Annotated in this window: 15 protein-coding genes and 1 riboswitch; of the genes, 11 read left to right on the top strand and 4 right to left on the bottom strand. The window is 62.7% G+C overall.

Going from position 1 to position 17,290, the window contains the following annotated elements; genetic code table 11:
* Window positions 1–62: 62 nt before the first annotated feature.
* The 3 genes from RHP75_RS18455 to RHP75_RS18445 form a co-directional block, all read right to left on the bottom strand.
* Window positions 63–881, bottom strand: coding sequence for an aldo/keto reductase (locus RHP75_RS18455; RefSeq protein WP_311089464.1), 819 nt, complete (start codon window positions 879–881; stop codon window positions 63–65).
* Window positions 881–2,053, bottom strand: a complete 1,173-nt coding sequence (locus RHP75_RS18450) for an FAD-dependent oxidoreductase (RefSeq protein WP_311089463.1) — start codon at window positions 2,051–2,053, stop codon at window positions 881–883. The genes RHP75_RS18455 and RHP75_RS18450 overlap by 1 nt, the downstream gene beginning before the upstream one ends.
* Window positions 2,054–2,255: 202 nt before the next feature.
* Window positions 2,256–2,588, bottom strand: coding sequence for a multidrug efflux SMR transporter (locus RHP75_RS18445; RefSeq protein ID WP_090249763.1), 333 nt, complete (start codon window positions 2,586–2,588; stop codon window positions 2,256–2,258).
* Between the two features lie 87 nt (window positions 2,589–2,675).
* On the opposite strand from RHP75_RS18445, the gene RHP75_RS18440 reads away from it, so the two are divergent.
* Entirely contained in the window at window positions 2,676–3,560 is an 885-nt protein-coding gene (locus tag RHP75_RS18440) for a LysR family transcriptional regulator (RefSeq protein ID WP_311089462.1), read from the top strand.
* A gap of 54 nt (window positions 3,561–3,614) precedes the next feature.
* Entirely contained in the window at window positions 3,615–4,907 is a 1,293-nt protein-coding gene (gene waaA / locus RHP75_RS18435; protein ID WP_311089461.1) for a lipid IV(A) 3-deoxy-D-manno-octulosonic acid transferase, read from the top strand.
* A 71-nt stretch (window positions 4,908–4,978) separates the two neighbouring features.
* Here waaA and RHP75_RS18430 read toward each other — a convergent pair whose 3' ends face one another.
* Window positions 4,979–6,421, bottom strand: coding sequence for a TolC family outer membrane protein (locus tag RHP75_RS18430; protein ID WP_311089460.1), 1,443 nt, complete (start codon window positions 6,419–6,421; stop codon window positions 4,979–4,981).
* A 219-nt stretch (window positions 6,422–6,640) separates the two neighbouring features.
* A riboswitch (TPP riboswitch) is annotated at window positions 6,641–6,747 on the top strand.
* Between the two features lie 95 nt (window positions 6,748–6,842).
* Between RHP75_RS18430 and thiC the strand changes: the two genes are divergently transcribed.
* The 9 genes from thiC (at window position 6,843) to parC (ending at window position 17,230) form a co-directional block, all read left to right on the top strand.
* A complete protein-coding gene (gene thiC, locus RHP75_RS18425) occupies window positions 6,843–8,735 on the top strand; it encodes a phosphomethylpyrimidine synthase ThiC (RefSeq protein ID WP_311089459.1) in 1,893 nt (630 codons plus the stop codon).
* Window positions 8,736–8,823: 88 nt separating this feature from the next.
* The gene (locus RHP75_RS18420; RefSeq protein ID WP_311089458.1) at window positions 8,824–9,423 is read left to right on the top strand and encodes an NUDIX domain-containing protein; all 600 of its coding nucleotides are present in this window, start codon (window positions 8,824–8,826) and stop codon (window positions 9,421–9,423) included.
* A complete protein-coding gene (locus tag RHP75_RS18415; protein WP_311089457.1) occupies window positions 9,414–9,878 on the top strand; it encodes a DUF1249 domain-containing protein in 465 nt (154 codons plus the stop codon). Before RHP75_RS18420 ends, RHP75_RS18415 begins: the two co-directional genes overlap by 10 nt.
* Window positions 9,879–10,051: 173 nt before the next feature.
* The gene (gene cpdA, locus RHP75_RS18410) at window positions 10,052–10,873 is read left to right on the top strand and encodes a 3',5'-cyclic-AMP phosphodiesterase (RefSeq protein WP_311089456.1); all 822 of its coding nucleotides are present in this window, start codon (window positions 10,052–10,054) and stop codon (window positions 10,871–10,873) included.
* A gap of 55 nt (window positions 10,874–10,928) precedes the next feature.
* Window positions 10,929–11,540 (top strand): YqiA/YcfP family alpha/beta fold hydrolase, encoded by a 612-nt coding sequence (locus tag RHP75_RS18405; protein ID WP_311089455.1) that lies wholly within the window; start codon window positions 10,929–10,931, stop codon window positions 11,538–11,540.
* Between the two features lie 15 nt (window positions 11,541–11,555).
* Complete coding sequence (parE, locus tag RHP75_RS18400; RefSeq protein ID WP_311089454.1) at window positions 11,556–13,460, top strand: DNA topoisomerase IV subunit B; 1,905 nt, start codon at window positions 11,556–11,558, stop codon at window positions 13,458–13,460.
* Window positions 13,460–14,443, top strand: coding sequence for an esterase-like activity of phytase family protein (locus RHP75_RS18395; protein ID WP_409079674.1), 984 nt, complete (start codon window positions 13,460–13,462; stop codon window positions 14,441–14,443). Before parE ends, RHP75_RS18395 begins: the two co-directional genes overlap by 1 nt.
* 35 nt (window positions 14,444–14,478) lie before the next feature.
* Window positions 14,479–14,964, top strand: coding sequence for a TIGR02281 family clan AA aspartic protease (locus RHP75_RS18390; RefSeq protein ID WP_409079749.1), 486 nt, complete (start codon window positions 14,479–14,481; stop codon window positions 14,962–14,964).
* 7 nt (window positions 14,965–14,971) lie between these two features.
* The gene (gene parC / locus RHP75_RS18385; RefSeq protein ID WP_311089452.1) at window positions 14,972–17,230 is read left to right on the top strand and encodes a DNA topoisomerase IV subunit A; all 2,259 of its coding nucleotides are present in this window, start codon (window positions 14,972–14,974) and stop codon (window positions 17,228–17,230) included.
* The last annotated feature ends 60 nt before the right edge of the window (window positions 17,231–17,290 follow it).

The raw sequence follows: 17,290 nt of genomic DNA, 5'->3' as shown, positions 1-17,290 counted from the left end.
GCAACTCCTCGCGGGCATGGGCATGGCCTGAGAGCTTGGCACAGATCGCCGGGTTAGACCCGTCAGGCAATATCCTGAATTACAGCGGCAGCGGTGGCGACGTTATGTGCCAGGTGTTGCGGGTTGATGGTGCCGATAATCGCGCTGCACGTCGCCGGGTGGCCGAAGATCAGCTCGAAACTGGCGCGCACCGGGTCGACACCCGATGCCAGGCAGGCGTGGCCGCTGGCCAGGGCCTTCTTGATAAGGATGCCTTTGCCGTGCAGCTCGGCATAGTCGAGTACGGCCTGTTCGCCTTGCTCATTGAGGTTGTAGGTGACCATCGCGCAGTCGCCGTGTTCCAGTGCCAGCAGGCCGCCTTCGACGGTTTTGCCAGAGAGGCCGAAGCCGCGAATCTTGCCCTCGCGCTTAAGCTCGGCGAGGGTTTCGTACACGCCACTGTCACGCAGAATCGCCACGTCGTTGCCGTCGGAATGCACCAGCACCAGGTCGATAAAGTCGGTTTCCAGGCGCTTGAGGCTGCGTTCCACCGAGAAACGCGTGTGCGCCGGGCTGAAATCGAAGTGCGATTGGCCGTTGTCGAACTCTTCACCGACCTTGCTGACAATCACCCATTGCTGGCGCTGGCCGCGCAACAACGGTCCGAGGCGGGTTTCGCTGGTGCCGTAGGCCGGCGCGGTGTCGATCAGGTTGATGCCCAGGTCATGGGCCTGGGCCAGCAGTTCGCGGGCAGCGGCATCGCCGGGGATGGTGAAACCGTTGGGGTATTTCACCCCCTGATCACGGCCCAGCTTGACCGTGCCCAGGCCCAACGGCGAAACCAGCAACTCGGTGGTGCCCAAGGGGCGATGCAGGTTGTGCAGGCTGTGCAGGGGATGCATCAGAACAGTTCCTCCCAGACGGCTGGGGCAACGCTCGGGCGCGGCAGCGCAGGCAATGGCGCGTGCTGCGCCGGCTGAATGCCGTCACGGCTCAGTGCCGCCAGCACGCGGTCGGCAAAGTCCGGGGCTAACGCCAGTTTAGTTGGCCAGCCCACCAGCAGTTTGCCCTGCTCGTGCAAAAAGGCGTTGTCCGGGCGCACCAGGCCGGACTGCGCCGGCTCCGCGCGATCCACTCGCAGCGTGGCCCATTGCGCGGCGGACAGATCGACCCAGGGCAGCAGCTCTCTCAGCTCTTTTTTCGCTGCCTGGATCTGCGCCGCTTCGTCGCGGGCTACGCCATCGGCTTCGGCCAGATCGCCGCCCAGGTACCAGACCCACTGACCATCGGCCGCCGGGTGGGTGGTGATGGTCACGCGCGGCTTCGGCCCGCCGCCCAGACAGTGGGCGTACAGCGGTTTGAGTGTCGGGCCTTTGACCAGGGCCATATGCAGCGGACGCAGTTGCTGGGCCGGTTGGCTGAGGCCGAGGGCGCTGAGCAGTTCGGCATTGCCACGCCCGGCGCTGAGGATGACGCGTTGCGCGCGAATCTCACGGCCATCGATAATCAGGCCGACCAGCTCGCCGTTTTCCCGCAGTGGTTCGATGCGCTCGGCGGCCAACAAGCCATCGCCAGCCAGTTCGCTGAGGCGGCTGATCAGGCTGGGCACATCCAGCACCAGTTCCGCCAGGCGATAGACCTTGCCCTTGAATTTCGGGTGCTGCAGGGCCGGTGGCAGCTGCTCGCCCTTGACCTGGTCGACCCGGCCGCGCACCGCTTTGCTGGCAAAGAAACTGGTGATATTGCCGGCCAGACTGCCGGGGGACCACAGGTAGTGGGCATCGGAGAGCAGGCGCACGCCTGTCAGGTCCAACTCGCCATCGCCTGCCAGGGCTTCGCACCAGCGCCGCGGCATATCGGCGATGGCTTCGGAGGCGCCGGTTAGCGCGCCGTGCAAGGCGTATTTGGCACCGCCGTGAATGATGCCCTGGGATTTCACACTCTGGCCGCCACCGAGGCGGGCGTTGTCCACCAGCAGGGTGGCAAAGCCCTGGCGGCGCAGGCGCGCATTCAGCCAAAGGCCGGCAATGCCGCCGCCCACGATCAAAACATCAGTGCTCAGTGCCTGGGACATGCAGGTGTCTCACCGGGAAAACAGGCGCGCAGTATAACCCGGCCGCGCTAGCGCCTTACCTCGGAACCTGCTCAACGTCTCGCGAGCTAGAGCCATGCAAGGCAAAAACAGGCGAGGAAGCGGAGTTTACTGGTGTAAATGAGTATTCCGAGCCTGTTTTTAACGCCGCAGGGTCGAAGCGCAGCAGGCGTTGGGCAGGTTCTCAGTGGCCGACGCTTTGCGAGAACAGCTGAATCACCACCACACCAGCGACGATCAGGCCCATGCCAAGCATGGCCGGCAGGTCCAGCCGCTGCTGGTAAAGAAACACCGCTGCGATACTCACCAGCACAATGCCCAGGCCCGCCCACACCGCATACGCAACGCCGACCGGGATGGTTTTCACCACCAGGCTGAGCATCCAGAACGAGATGGCGTAGCCGACCACGACCAGCAGCAGGGGCAGAGGTTTGTTGAAGCCATCCAGGGCCTTCATCGAGGTGGTGGCGATGACTTCTGCGGTGATGGCAATAGCGAGGTAGAGATAGCCGCCCATGATGTGGCCTCCAGAGTGATCTGGCGGCCATTCTAGTGACCTGGCGGATGGGATAAAGTGATTACCTATCCGCTATGGAGATGGGTTATGCAGTGGAGCCTGGAGCAGGTTCGCTTGTTTGTCAGCGTTGCAGATGGCCAGTCGTTCTCCGCCGTAGGTCGGCAAATGCAGCGCGCGCAGTCGGCGGTAAGTAACTCGATTGCTATGTTGGAGGCCGATCTTGGCGTGCGTCTGTTTGAGCGCAGCAGCGGCCGCCAGCCACGCCTGACCGATGCCGGCGCAGCTCTCTTGGAAGAGGCGCGTGAGGTGCTGCGTCAGTGCCAGCGTCTGGAAGGGCGTGCGCTGGGTCTGGTGCGTGGTGAAGAAGTGCGCCTGCGTCTGGCGCAGGATGAGGCCATGCCCTATCAGCCGGTACTCGACAGCCTGGAGGCGCTGGCCCAGCAATTCCCACTACTGGAGGTGCAACTGGCCAGCGGTGCTCAGGGCGATGTGGCGCGCAAGCTGCTGGAGCACCGCGCCGACCTCGGCCTGCTGTTTCACCATGAGCAGATGCCCGATGCGCTGGAGCGCCAGCGTCTGGGCACCATTGAAATGGTCACCGTGTGCGGGGCAGGGCACGCCTTGGCGCGGGCCGGACATGTCGACCGGCGTGAGCTGGCGCGCCATCGGCAACTGCTGATGGCGCCACAGGACAGCCACTATCCGGGCGGCGAGCAAATCAGTCCGTCGGTCTGGCGCACCGACAGCTTCTACGCCATGGCCGAACTGCTGATGCGCAACCTCGGCTGGGCCTGGCTGCCGCGCCATGTGGTGCAGTACCCGACCTATCAGAGCCAGCTGGTGGAGCTGAGCAGCGATTGGACGCCGCCACCGTTGGTGGTGGAATTGGTCTGCCGCCGCGATCAGGCATTGGGCCCAGCGGCCTTGTGGTTGGCCGAGTGCTTTGCTCGGCATCTGCAGGTCACGGCGTGAGCCGAGCCCGCGCCTGACTCGACGGTATTGACCAAAGTGCATAAGCTTCGCGCCATGAATAGAAGCCTCTATACCCTGCTGTTTCATCTCGGTCTGCCGCTGGTGGCCGGGCGTCTGGCGTGGCGTGCCTGGCAGGCGCCGGCCTATGCCAAACGTGTCGGGGAGCGCTTTGCGCTTGGTTTGCCGCCACTCAAACCGGGCGGCATCTGGCTGCATGCGGTGTCGGTGGGCGAGAGTATTGCTGCGGCGCCGCTGGTGCGTGAGCTGTTGGCGCGCTACCCGCAGTTGGCGATCACCATCACCTGCATGACGCCGACTGGCTCAGAGCGTATTCAGGCCATGTTCGGCGGCAGCGAGTACGCTGGCCGCGTACAGCATTGCTACCTGCCGTATGACCTGCCTTGGGCGGCGGCGCGTTTTCTCGATCGCGTGCAACCCAAGCTGGCCGTGATTATGGAAACTGAGCTATGGCCCAACCATATCCACCAGTGCGCTAAGCGCGGTATTCCCGTGGCGTTGGCCAACGGTCGGCTGTCCGAGCGCTCGGCCCGTGGTTATGCGCGGTTTGCCAACCTCACCGCACCGATGCTGGCCGAGCTGAATCTGCTCGCCGTGCAGACAGCGCTGGAAGCCGAACGCTTTCGCAGCCTGGGTGCGCAGCCTGAGTGTATTGAGGTTACCGGCTCTATCAAGTTTGATCTGACCATCGATCCGGCGCTGCTGACCCGTGCCACTGCCTTGCGTGAGCAATGGCAGGCCACGCACCGTTCGGTGTGGATCGCTGCGAGCACCCATGCGGGTGAAGACGAGATCGTGCTCGCCGCCCACCGTGAAATGCTCACTCACAACCCCGATGCATTGCTGATTCTGGTGCCACGCCATCCCGAGCGCTTTAATACAGTGCTCGAGTTGTGCCAGCGGCAAGGCTTCAGCACGCGGCGTCGTTCAACGGGCGAGGCTGTGCAGGCGGCGGATCAGGTGCTGCTCGGCGACACCATGGGCGAGTTGCTGTTTCTCTATGCCCTGGCCGATATCGCCTTTGTTGGCGGCAGCCTGGTGGCCAATGGCGGGCATAATCTGCTGGAGCCGGCAGCGCTGGGCAAGCCGGTGTTGAGCGGCCCGCATTTGTTCAACTTTCTGGAGATCGCCGCGCAGTTACGCGCTGCCGGTGCCTTGAGCGAGGTGGTGGATGCCGACGGTCTGGCGCAGCGAGTCGCGCAACTATGGCGTGAGCCTGAAGCCGCGCAGGCCATGCGTAATGCGGGATTGGCGGTGATGCAGGCCAATCAGGGAGCGTTGGCGCGTTTGTTGACAGGTCTTGGGCGACTATTAGCGGAGAAGTCTTAACAGGCCTCCCGCAACCCTATACGTCATAAAAAAGCCCGCTGAATTCAGCGGGCTTTTTGGTTGCGGAGCGCTCAGTACTGCGGGTTGCCACGCAGCTGGGCTTCAGCGGCCTTGGCCAGGTCCGGCGGGAGGAAATCTTCGTCCGGGTTGTAGTCGGATTTCAGGTACTGCTCCAGGGCCGCCAGGTCGTCCGGGCTGAGGGTGCCGGCGGCCTGCTTCAAGCGCAGGTTGTTGAGGATGTAGTCGTAACGCGCGTTGTTGTAGTTACGCACCGAACTGTACAGCTGGCGCTGGGCGTCGAGCACGTCAACGATGTTGCGCGTACCGACCTGATAGCCGATTTCGGTGGCTTCCAGGGCGCTCTGGTTGGAGATGATCGACTGCTTGCGCGCCTGCACGGTTTCCACGTCGGTATTGACAGCGCGGTGCAGATTGCGGGTGTTTTGCACCACCTGACGGCGCAGGCTTTCACGCAGCTGCTCGGTCTGGTTCAGGCGCTGGTAGGACTCACGCACCTGGGAGCTGGTCAGGCCGCCGCTGTACAGCGGGATATTCAATTGCAGGCCGATTGTGCGCTGCTCGACGTCGCCGCTGAAGCGGTTGATGGTGCCGGCATTGTTGCTGAAGCCGAGGCTGTCGTTATCGCCTTTCTGGTAGCTGGCAACCGCGTCCAGGGTCGGCGCATGGCCGGACTTACGCTGGCGCAGGGTTTCTTCGGCTGCTTCAACGGCGTAGTTGCTGGCTTGCAGATTGAGGTTCTGCGCGGCGGCGGTGTCGACCCAGGCCTTGGCGTCATTCGGCGTTGGCGCGAGGATCGGTAGGCTGTGTTCGATGCCTTCCAGGGCGGCAAAGTCGCGGTGGGTCAGGGTGATCAGCGCCTCGAAGGCATCCTCTACCTGTTGCTGGGCGATGATGCGGTTGGCGCGGGCGGTGTCGAAGCCGGCTTGGGCTTCCAGCACGTCGGTCTTGTCCGAGAGGCCGACATCGAAACGCTCGTTGGCCTGGTCCAGCTGACGTTTGAACGCGGCTTCTTCGGCCTTGGTCGAGGCCAGATTGTCCTGGGCGCGCAGTACCGCGAAGTAGGTTTCGGCGCTCTGCAGAATCAGGTTCTGTTCGGTGGCCGACAGCTCCAGCGCGGCTTGCTCGTTGGTCGCTTCGGCGGCTTGCAGCTGGAACCAGCGGTCTGCGCGGAACAGTGGCTGACTGAGGTTGGCCTGGTACACCATGCCGCTGCGCGAGCTGGTGTTGGCTGGCGAATCGACCTGGGTGCGGGTGTCGCTCAGGTTGGCGCCAGCAGACAGGTTCGGCAGCAGACCGGCGCGGGCCTGGGGCACCACTTCGCTGCGCGCTTCATAATCAGCACGGGCGGCGGCCAGATCGGCATTGTTGGCGGCTGCTTCCTGGTAAACCGTGACCAGGTCAGTTTTGGTGGACAGCGGGGCTTGTTCAGCAGCCCAGGCCATTCCGTTGGACGCGGCGGCCACAGCGAGAGCCAGAGAGAGTCTGCGCAACATGAGGGTGATCCTGATTTTGGCGGTAATCGGCAAGGCTAAGGGGCGCTGCCGAGGGGGTCAAGATTTGTCTGGAGCTGAATGAGTGTAGATTGCAACAATCCATGGCGTCTGCTGCGCGTGGGTTATTTGTTGTGGGCGCTTTCGTCACATTCCGACGCGCGGGTCATAAGAAATTGACTCCGGAGTTGGTTTTATTGGCTGGGGTTGATTAGACTGGCCGGGTTCTTGTCGGGGTGCCCCAATTGCGGGGCTGAGATTGGCAGCTGCCGGATCCCGTTGAACCTGATCAGGTTAAGGCCTGCGTAGGGAACAAGATGTGCTCGCCTTTCCCCCGGTGAGCCTCTGGCACCGCCCCTGGTGCGCCTTTCGCCGCTCATTTATCTCCAGGTTCGCTCCGACATATAGCCCTGGAGAGCCGCCGATGAGCACACAAGAAAAAAACCTCAATCCGATCCTGAGTGAATCTGCCCAGGTCGACCAGCAGTCGATCCAACCCTTCCCGCGTTCGCAGAAAGTCTATGTGCAGGGTTCGCGTCCAGACATCCTAGTGCCGATGCGCGAGATCAGCCTGGACGTTACGCCCACTGACTTCGGCGGCGAGATCAACGCGCCCGTAGTGGTCTACGACACCTCCGGCCCGTACACCGACCCCAAGGTCATCATCGACGTGCGCAAAGGCCTGGGCGATGTGCGTTCGCCGTGGATTGAGGCGCGCGGCGACACCGAACGCCTGCCTGGCCTGAGCTCCAACTTCGGCCAGCAGCGCCTCGCTGATGCCGAGCTAACCAAGCTGCGTTTCGCCCATGTCAACAACCCGCGCCGCGCCAAGGCCGGTGCCAACGTCAGCCAGATGCACTACGCGCGCAAAGGCATCATCACCGCCGAGATGGAATACGTTGCCATCCGCGAAAACATGAAGCTGGAAATGGCACGCGAAGCGGGCCTGCTTGATCAGCAGCACCCTGGTCACAGCTTCGGCGCCAGCGTGCCGAAGATCATCACCCCCGAATTTGTTCGTGAAGAGATTGCCCGCGGCCGCGCGATCATCCCGGCCAACATCAACCACACCGAACTGGAACCGATGATCATCGGCCGTAACTTCCTGGTGAAGATCAACGGCAACATCGGCAACTCGGCGCTGGGCTCAAGCATTGAAGAAGAAGTGGCCAAGCTGACCTGGGGCATTCGCTGGGGTTCGGACACGGTCATGGACCTGTCGACCGGAAAGCACATTCACGAAACCCGCGAGTGGATCATCCGTAACTCGCCCGTACCGATCGGCACCGTACCGATCTACCAGGCCCTGGAAAAAGTCGGCGGCGCGGCCGAAGAGCTGACTTGGGAGCTGTTCCGCGACACCCTGATCGAGCAGGCCGAGCAGGGCGTGGACTACTTCACCATCCACGCCGGCGTATTGCTGCGCTATGTGCCGATGACCGCCAAGCGTGTCACCGGTATCGTTTCGCGCGGCGGCTCGATCATGGCCAAGTGGTGCCTGGCGCACCATAAAGAGAACTTCCTCTACACCCATTTCGAAGACATCTGCGAAATCATGAAGGCCTACGACGTCAGCTTCTCGCTGGGCGACGGCCTGCGTCCGGGCTCGATTGCCGACGCCAACGATGAAGCGCAGTTCGGCGAGCTGGAAACCCTCGGCGAGCTGACCAAGATCGCCTGGAAGCACGACGTGCAGACCATGATCGAAGGCCCCGGCCACGTGCCGATGCAGCTGATCAAGGAGAACATGGACAAGCAGCTGGAATGCTGCGACGAGGCGCCGTTCTACACCCTTGGCCCGCTGACCACCGACATCGCGCCGGGTTACGACCACATCACCAGCGGCATCGGAGCGGCGATGATCGGCTGGTTCGGTTGCGCCATGCTTTGCTACGTCACGCCCAAGGAGCACCTGGGCCTGCCGAACAAGGATGACGTGAAGACCGGCATCATCACCTACAAGATCGCCGCCCATGCTGCGGACTTGGCCAAGGGCCACCCTGGCGCGCAGATTCGCGACAACGCACTGTCCAAGGCGCGCTTCGAGTTCCGCTGGGAAGATCAGTTCAACCTTGGTCTCGACCCCGACACCGCGCGCAGTTATCACGACGAAACGCTGCCCAAGGACTCGGCGAAGGTGGCACACTTCTGCTCCATGTGCGGGCCGAAGTTCTGCTCGATGAAGATCACCCAGGAAGTTCGCGTCTATGCTGAAGAGCAACGCATCGCCGCACTCGACCTGGATGCCGAGGCGGGCATGCAAGCCAAGGCAGAGGAGTTCAAGGCTCAGGGTGCGCAGCTCTACCACAAGGTCTGATAGAGCTTTTGCTGCGCCATGTTTCGGCGCAGCATAGGGTGTAACCAGGACGGGCCTTCGGGCCCGTTTCTGTTAATCAGGGGGTGTTATGCAACGAGAAGATGTCGAAGTGATCAAGCGCGAGGCCTGCTTTAGCGGCTTCTACAAGCTCGATCGGCTGCGTTTGCGCCATCGTCAGTTTGCCGGTGGCATGGGCCCGGAGCTGAGCCGCGAATTATTCGTGCGCCACGATGCCGTGTGTGTGCTGCCCTATGACCCGCAGCGCGATTGTGTGGTGCTGATCGAACAGTTCCGCGTGGGGGCGCTGGATAAAAGTGCCAACCCCTGGCTGCTGGAATTGGTCGCCGGGTTGATCGACAAGGACGAAGAGCCTGAAGAGGTCGCGCGCCGTGAGGCGATTGAAGAAGCCAATCTGCAGCTGACGTCGTTGTGGCCAATTACCCAGTACTACCCGTCACCCGGTGGCTCGGATGAGCGTGTACACCTGTTTATTGGTCGCTGCGACAGTGAAGGCGCCGGCGGCGTGCATGGCTTGGCGGAAGAGGGTGAGGACATTCGCGTGCACGTCTGGCCACTGGAAGATGCCCTTGATGCATTGAAAGACGGGCGTATCGACAATGCCGCTAGCATCATCGCCCTGCAGTGGCTGGCGCTGAACCGTGCCGAAGTGCGGGGGCTGTGGTCGTGAACCTGCTACGCGAGCGCTATCGGGTCGACCTGGTCGAGCTGCAAGCCGCTTGCGAAGCCAACTATGCGCGCCTGATGCAGTTGCTGCCGGACATGCGTGAAGGGCCGGATGCCTATCGGCAAGCGCGTCGTGTGGGCATGAGTCAGGGTGAGCAGCAACTGGGCGTGCTGGCGCTGGAAGTGCTGGAAACCTGCCCCTATACCTCGACCCTCTCGGTGCGTCAGGAACACAGCCTGCCCTGGCTGCCGGTGCCGCATATGGAGGTGCGTGTGTACCACGATGCGCGAATGGCGGAAGTCATCGGAGCGCAGAGTGCGCGGCGCTTTCGCGGCATTTATCCCTATCCCAATGCGGCCATGCACCAGCCGGATGAGAAGACTCAGCTCAATCTGTTTCTCGGCGAGTGGCTGAGTCACTGCCTGGCTTGCGGTCACGAACTGGCTCCCGTTCGTTAGGTTTTTCCGCGTTCTGCCGATAATCAGTCGCAGGCGCATTATTCCGATACGCGCTAGCCTTAGGATGGGCGCTGGATTTACAGCGGACGTTCTGTGATCTATTCCCCTTTCGCGGGTTTACCGCCCGCGGGGCTAGCCAGCATAATTCACGCATTCCGCTCAAGGAGAAGGTCTTGCCGGGCGCGCTGACTAAAACCACTGCTGTTGATCGCTCGGTGCTGCTGGTGCAGCTATCCGACAGTCACCTGTTTGCCGATGGGGCGGGCAAGCTATTGGGCATGGATACCCAGGACAGTCTGCAACGGGTGATCGAGCGTGTGCTGCTGGAGCAGCCGCAGATCGACCTGATCCTGGCCAGTGGCGACCTCTCGCAGGACGGCAGCGCTGAGTCCTACCAGCGTTTCCGTGAGATGACCGCAGCCATCCCTGCCCCCGCGCGCTGGTTTCCCGGTAACCATGATGAAGTGCCCGCCATGCAGGACGCTTGCGTCGGCAGTGATTTGCTGGAGCCGGTGATCGACCTGGGTAACTGGCGCGTGATTCTGCTCGACTCCTCGATCCCGGGTGCCGTACCCGGCTATCTCAGTGAGCAGCAGCTTGCCTTGCTGGAGCGTGCTCTGAGCGAAGAGCCGGATCGTCATCACCTGATCTGCCTGCATCACCACCCGGTGTCCATCGGCTGCAAATGGATGGAACCCATCGGTTTGCGTAACCCGGATGCCCTGTTCGCCGTGCTGGAGCGTTTCAGCCAGGTGCGTGCAGTGCTTTGGGGGCATATTCATCAGGAACTCGATCAGCAGCGCGGCCCAATTCGCCTGCTGGCGTCGCCCTCGACCTGCGTGCAGTTCGCCCCGGGTAGCGAGGAGTTTCAGGTGGATAAAACCGCGCCGGGCTATCGCTGGCTGCGCCTGTTCGACGATGGCCGCCTGGAAACCGGGGTATCGCGGGTTACCGGGATCAAGTTCGAAATCGATTACACCATCAAGGGCTATTGAGCCGTTCGGCTAACCGGTTGCAGCCGGTCGCCGCAACCGGTTAGCCTCCCGCCCCATGACCACATCCATTCTCTATATTCACGGGCTTAACAGCTCGCCGGCATCGCTCAAGGCCAGCCAGTTGCAGCGTGCCATGGCGCAGCTGGGGCTGGCCGCGCAGCTGCGGGTGCCGGCCCTGCATCACCATCCGCGTCAGGCCATTGCCCAGCTCGAAGCGCTGATTGCCGAGCTTGGACGGCCCGTGCTGGTTGGCAGCTCGCTGGGCGGCTACTATGCGACCCACTTGGCCGAACGCCATGGGTTACCTGCGTTGTTGATCAACCCAGCCGTGCGCCCGCATCTGCGTTTCGACGGCTACCTGGGCCCGCAGAAGAACTATCACAGCGATGAGACCTGGGAGCTGACAGTCGACCATGTAACGGCGCTGGCCGAACTTGATGCCGCAGTGCTGCAAGATCCGGCGCGCTATCAGGTGTGGCTGCAGACCGCCGACGAAACCCTCGATTACCGCGATGCCCAGCGCTATTACCGCGCCTGCGCGCTGCGTATCCAGGCCGGTGGCGATCACGGTTTTCAGGGTTTTGCCGAGCGTCTGCCAATGCTTTTCGCTTTCGCCGGTATTCCTCGCCATCTGTGGCAGGATATCGACTTTTCCGCTCTCAATTGACGAACAAGAGACCCCATGGCCCAGCAAGGTTCTAGCTCTTACAACGCCGATGCCATCGAAGTCCTTTCCGGCCTCGACCCGGTGCGCAAACGCCCGGGCATGTACACCGACACCAGCCGGCCTAACCACTTGGCCCAGGAAGTCATCGACAACAGCGTCGACGAAGCACTGGCCGGGCATGCCAAATCGATTCAGGTGATCCTGCATGAGGACAACTCCCTGGAAGTGCTCGACGACGGTCGCGGCATGCCAGTGGACATTCACCCGGAAGAGGGCGTGCCAGGGGTCGAGCTGATCCTCACCAAGCTGCATGCTGGCGGCAAATTCAGCAACAAGAACTACCAGTTCTCCGGCGGCCTGCATGGCGTGGGCATCTCGGTGGTCAACGCGCTGTCGACCCGCGTGATCGTCACGGTCAAACGCGACGGCAATGAATACCAGATGAGTTTCGCCGACGGCTACAAGGCCAGCGACCTGGCCGTGGTCGGCACCGTGGGCAAGCGCAACACCGGCACCAGCGTGCATTTCTGGCCGGATGCCAAGTATTTCGACTCCTTCAAATTCTCGGTCAGCCGTCTCAAGCACGTACTGAAAGCCAAGGCGGTGTTGTGCCCGGGGCTCGCGGTCAGCTTCGAGGACAAAGCCAGCGGTGAGAAAGTCGAATGGCTGTACGAAGACGGACTGCGCTCCTACCTGGTGGATGCGGTCAGCGAGGTTGAACGGCTACCCAATGAGCCATTTTGCGGCAGCCTGGCAGGTAATAAAGAAGCCGTAGATTGGGCGCTGCTGTGGCTGCCGGAAGGCGGCGACGCGGTGCAGGAAAGCTACGTCAATCTGATCCCCACCGCTCAGGGCGGCACCCACGTCAACGGCCTACGCCAGGGCCTGCTGGACGCCATGCGCGAGTTCTGCGAGTTTCGCAGCCTGCTGCCGCGCGGGGTCAAGCTGGCCCCGGAAGATATCTGGGAGCGCATCGCCTTTGTTCTGTCGATGAAGATGCAGGATGCGCAGTTCTCCGGGCAGACCAAGGAGCGCCTGTCGTCCCGTGAGGCCGCAGCCTTTGTCTCCGGTGTGGTGAAAGACGCCTTTAGCTTGTGGCTTAACGGCCATCCGGAGCTCGGTCAGCAGCTCGCCGAACTGGCGATCAGCAACGCCAACCGCCGCCTCAAGGCTGGCAAGAAGGTCGAGCGCAAGCGCATCACCCAGGGCCCGGCGCTGCCTGGCAAACTGGCTGATTGCGCCGGCCAGGACCCGATGCGCTCCGAGCTGTTTCTAGTGGAAGGTGACTCCGCTGGCGGTTCGGCCAAGCAGGCGCGCGATAAAGAGTTTCAGGCGATCCTGCCGCTGCGCGGGAAGATCCTCAACACCTGGGAAGTCGATGGCAGCGAAGTGCTTGCCAGCCAGGAAGTGCACAACATCGCTGTGGCGGTTGGCCTCGATCCGGGCTCCAGCGACCTCTCGCAGTTGCGCTACGGCAAGATCTGCATCCTTGCCGACGCCGACTCCGACGGCCTGCACATCGCCACCTTGCTCTGTGCTCTGTTCGTCCAGCATTTCCGCCCGTTGGTGGATGCAGGTCATGTATATGTCGCCATGCCGCCGCTGTACCGCATCGATCTGGGCAAGGAGATTTTCTACGCCCTGGATGAAGCCGAGCGCGATGGCATTCTCGACCGCCTGGTGGCCGAGAAGCGCCGTGGCAAGCCGCAGGTCACCCGCTTTAAAGGCCTGGGTGAGATGAACCCGCCGCAGCTGCGCGAAACCACCATGGACCCCAATACCCGGCGTCTAGTGCAGCTGACTCTGGACGATTACCCCGGCACCCAGGAAATGATGGACATGCTGCTGGCGAAGAAGCGCGCCGGCGACCGTAAATCCTGGCTGGAGTCCAAGGGCAACCTGGCCGAGGTGCTGCTCTGATGCAGCGGCTGTTGGCTGTCTGCCTGCTGCTCTGCTCACCCGTGCTGGCGAGTGCGACGGCATTGGAAGAGCTGAAACTGCTCAACGAGCAAGCAGTTAGCGGCGTCACTGGCGGCAATCTGTCTGGGCTGGCCTGGTGCGATAACGCGCTGTGGGCGGTTTCTGATCGGGATGATCAGCAGCTGTATCGCCTGCAGTCGGATGAGTCGCAGTGGCAAGCCACGGCCGAGACCTTTGTCGCGCCGCCGGCACCGGATGCGCGCTTGCCCTGGGGGCTGCGCATGCGCAGCTGGGTCGCCGGCCTGGTACGCGGTGGTGAGCTGGATTTCGAAGGGCTGAGCTGTGACGCCGCCGGTAACCGTTACTTGGTCAGTGAGGCCAAGGCGGCTGTGCTGCAGTTGCCTGTGGTCGGCGAGCCCAACTGGTTGAAGCTGCCTCAGGGCCTGCTGCGCCAGGCGCGCGCCAGTGGCATGGCGCTGCATTACAACTCGCTGTTTGAAGGCATTGCCGTTGACCCTGCTGGTGAGCGCCTGTACCTGGCGGCTGAGCGTATGCGTCGCGGTTTATTGGTGGCGCACAAACAGCGCGCGATCTGGCGTTGCACTGGTGGCTGCGTGCTGTTCAGCGAGGCGGGCACGGAAACGGGGCCCGAGCAGCTGGGCGGCAAGCCGCAGCCTCGGGATTTCTCGGGTCTGGCCTTCCATAACGAAAAGCTCTTCACCCTTGAGCGTCAGGCGCACCGTATCTGTCGGCGCGACCTGAGCACTGGTCAGGTCGAGAAGTGTTGGTCGTTTGCCGCCGAGGCGCTGACTCCAGAACGCCTCTATGCGCCGTCCTGCGGCCTGGCGGAAGCGCTGTGGGTGGATCAGGACGGTGCCTGGATCGGTGTCGATAACGGCAGCTTCAGCCGTGCCGACGGTGAGTCGCGGCCGATTATCTGGCGCTTTGCCGCACCTAAAGGCGGCTGGGGCAGCAAACCGTGAGCGAGCAGCCTGCGGGCAAGCGTGCCGGGCGCGTGATGCTGGTGCTGGCCTGGTGTGCGGCGCTGTTGCTGGCGACCAAGTTTTTTGGTGACTGGGAGGACGCTCAGCGCAACCCCAATCAGGCACCTGAGTCGCTGCATGGCAGCGGCTATGTCGAAGTGCACCTGGCCAGCAGCCGTCAGGGCCACTATATGGCCGGCGGCAAGATCAATGGCGAGGATGTGACGTTCCTTCTCGATACCGGTGCGACGCAGGTCGCGGTGCCAACTGAAGTGGCGCAGCGCCTAGGTTTGCAGGCAGGCGCGGCAATCACCATCAGCACCGCCAATGGCCGCGCCACAGCGCACCGTACGCGCCTGCAGCGCTTGCAGCTGGGCGATATCGTACTGACCGATGTAGAGGCTTTGATCGCCCCGGGCATGGGCGGCGATGACGTATTACTGGGCATGAGTGCCCTGAAACAACTCGAATTTACCCAGCGCGGCGGCACCTTGATGCTGCGCCAATCCACTTTGCAATGAGGCACGCATGAGCGAATCCCTCGATTTGAGCCTGGACGGTGTTGAACGCCGTTCCCTTGCCGACTTTACCGAGCAGGCTTACCTCAATTACTCCATGTACGTGATCATGGACCGCGCGCTGCCGCATATCGGTGACGGCCTCAAGCCCGTGCAGCGGCGCATTGTCTACGCCATGAGCGAGCTGGGTCTGGACGCCGACTCCAAGCACAAGAAGTCGGCGCGTACCGTCGGTGACGTGCTCGGCAAGTTCCACCCGCACGGCGACAGCGCCTGCTACGAGGCCATGGTGCTGATGGCGCAGCCGTTCAGCTACCGCTACACCCTGGTCGACGGCCAGGGCAACTGGGGTGCGCCGGATGATCCCAAGTCCTTCGCTGCCATGCGTTATACCGAGGCGCGCCTGTCGCGCTATTCCGAGGTGCTGCTTACCGAACTGGGCCAGGGCACCGTGGACTGGGTGCCGAACTTCGACGGCACCCTGAATGAACCAGCGACCTTGCCGGCGCGCCTGCCGAATATTCTGCTCAACGGCACCACCGGTATCGCCGTGGGCATGGCCACCGACGTGCCGCCGCATAACCTGCGTGAGGTTGCGACGGCCTGTATTCGCCTGCTGGACGAGCCGAATGCCACGGTCGAGCAGCTCTGTGAGCATATTCTCGGCCCGGATTATCCGACTGAAGCGGAAATCATCACGCCGCGCAGCGACCTGCTGAAGATCTACGAAACCGGCAAGGGCTCGGTGCGTATGCGCGCCGTATACCGCGTCGAGGACGGCGATGTGGTGGTGACGTCGCTGCCGCATCAGGTCTCCGGGGCCAAGGTGCTGGAGCAGATTGCCGCGCAGATGCAGGCGAAGAAGCTGCCAATGGTCGCCGACCTGCGCGATGAGTCGGACCACGAGCATCCCTGCCGTATCGTCATTATTCCGCGCTCCAATCGCGTGGATGCCGACGAGCTGATGCAGCACCTGTTCGCCACCACCGAGCTGGAGTCCAGCTACCGGGTCAACACCAACGTGATTGGCCTGGACGGCAAGCCGTCGGTCAAGGACCTGCGCACCCTGCTCACCGAGTGGTTGCAGTACCGCGTCGGTACCGTACGTCGGCGCTTGCAGTTCCGTCTGGACAAGGTCGAGCACCGGCTGCACCTGTTGGAAGGCCGCTTGATTGCCTTCCTCAACCTCGACGAAGTGATCCGCATCATCCGCACCGAAGACTCGCCCAAGCCGGTGCTGATGGAGCGCTTCGGCCTGACTGAGATTCAGGCCGAGTACATCCTTGAGACCCGCCTGCGTCAGCTCGCACGACTTGAGGAAATGCAGATCCGTGGCGAGCAGGACGAGCTGGCCAAGGAGCGCGACAAGCTGCTGGCCCTGCTCGGCAGCGAGACCAAACTGAAGAAGCTGGTGCGCCAGGAAATTCTGGCCGACGCCGAGAAGTACGGCGACGACCGCCGTTCGCCGATCGTTGCCCGCGCCGAAGCCAAGGCGCTGAGCGAAACCGAGCTGATGCCGACCGAGCCGGTCACAGTAGTAATTTCCGAGAAGGGCTGGGTGCGCTGCGCCAAGGGCCACGATATCGACGCCACTGGTCTGTCGTACAAGGCTGGCGATGGCTTCAAGACTGCCGCGCCGGGCCGTTCGAACCAGTACGCGGTATTTATTGATTCCACCGGACGCAGCTACTCGCTGGCCGCCCATTCGCTGCCATCTGCCCGTGGCCAGGGCGAACCGTTGACCGGTCGCCTGACGCCACCGCCGGGTGCGACCTTCGAATGCGTGCTGCTGCCGGATGACAATGCGTTGTATGTGATCGCCTCCGACGCCGGCTACGGCTTTGTGGTCAAGGGTGAAGACCTGCAGGCGAAGAACAAGGCCGGCAAGGCCTTGCTCAGCCTGCCTGCCGGCGCGCTGGTGGTGCCGCCGAAACCGCTGGGTAATCGTGAAGAGGACTGGCTGGCGGCGGTAACCACGGAAGGCCGTTTGCTGCTGTTCCCGGTGCGCGATCTGCCGCAACTGGGTAAAGGTAAAGGCAACAAGATCATCGGTATTCCCGGTGAGCGGGTTGCCTCGCGTGAGGAATACCTCACCGATCTGGCTGTGCTGCCCGCTGGTGCGACGCTGGTGTTGCAGGCTGGTAAGCGTACGCTGTCGCTCAAGGCCGATGACCTGGAGCACTACAAAGGTGAGCGCGGCCGGCGCGGCAACAAGCTTCCGCGCGGCTTCCAGCGGGTCGACAGCCTGCTGGTCGAAGTCCAGGGGTAGGCTGCGGCGGCGCCAGACGCATGTCGGCACAGTGCTGTGCTGGAGTCGTGAGCGGCTTTC

It is taken from the genome of Pseudomonas sp. SG20056 (genome assembly GCF_031764535.1).
In the GTDB taxonomy this organism is placed as follows: Bacteria; Pseudomonadota; Gammaproteobacteria; order Pseudomonadales; family Pseudomonadaceae; genus Aquipseudomonas.
This window is presented reverse-complemented; position numbering and strand designations above follow the sequence as displayed.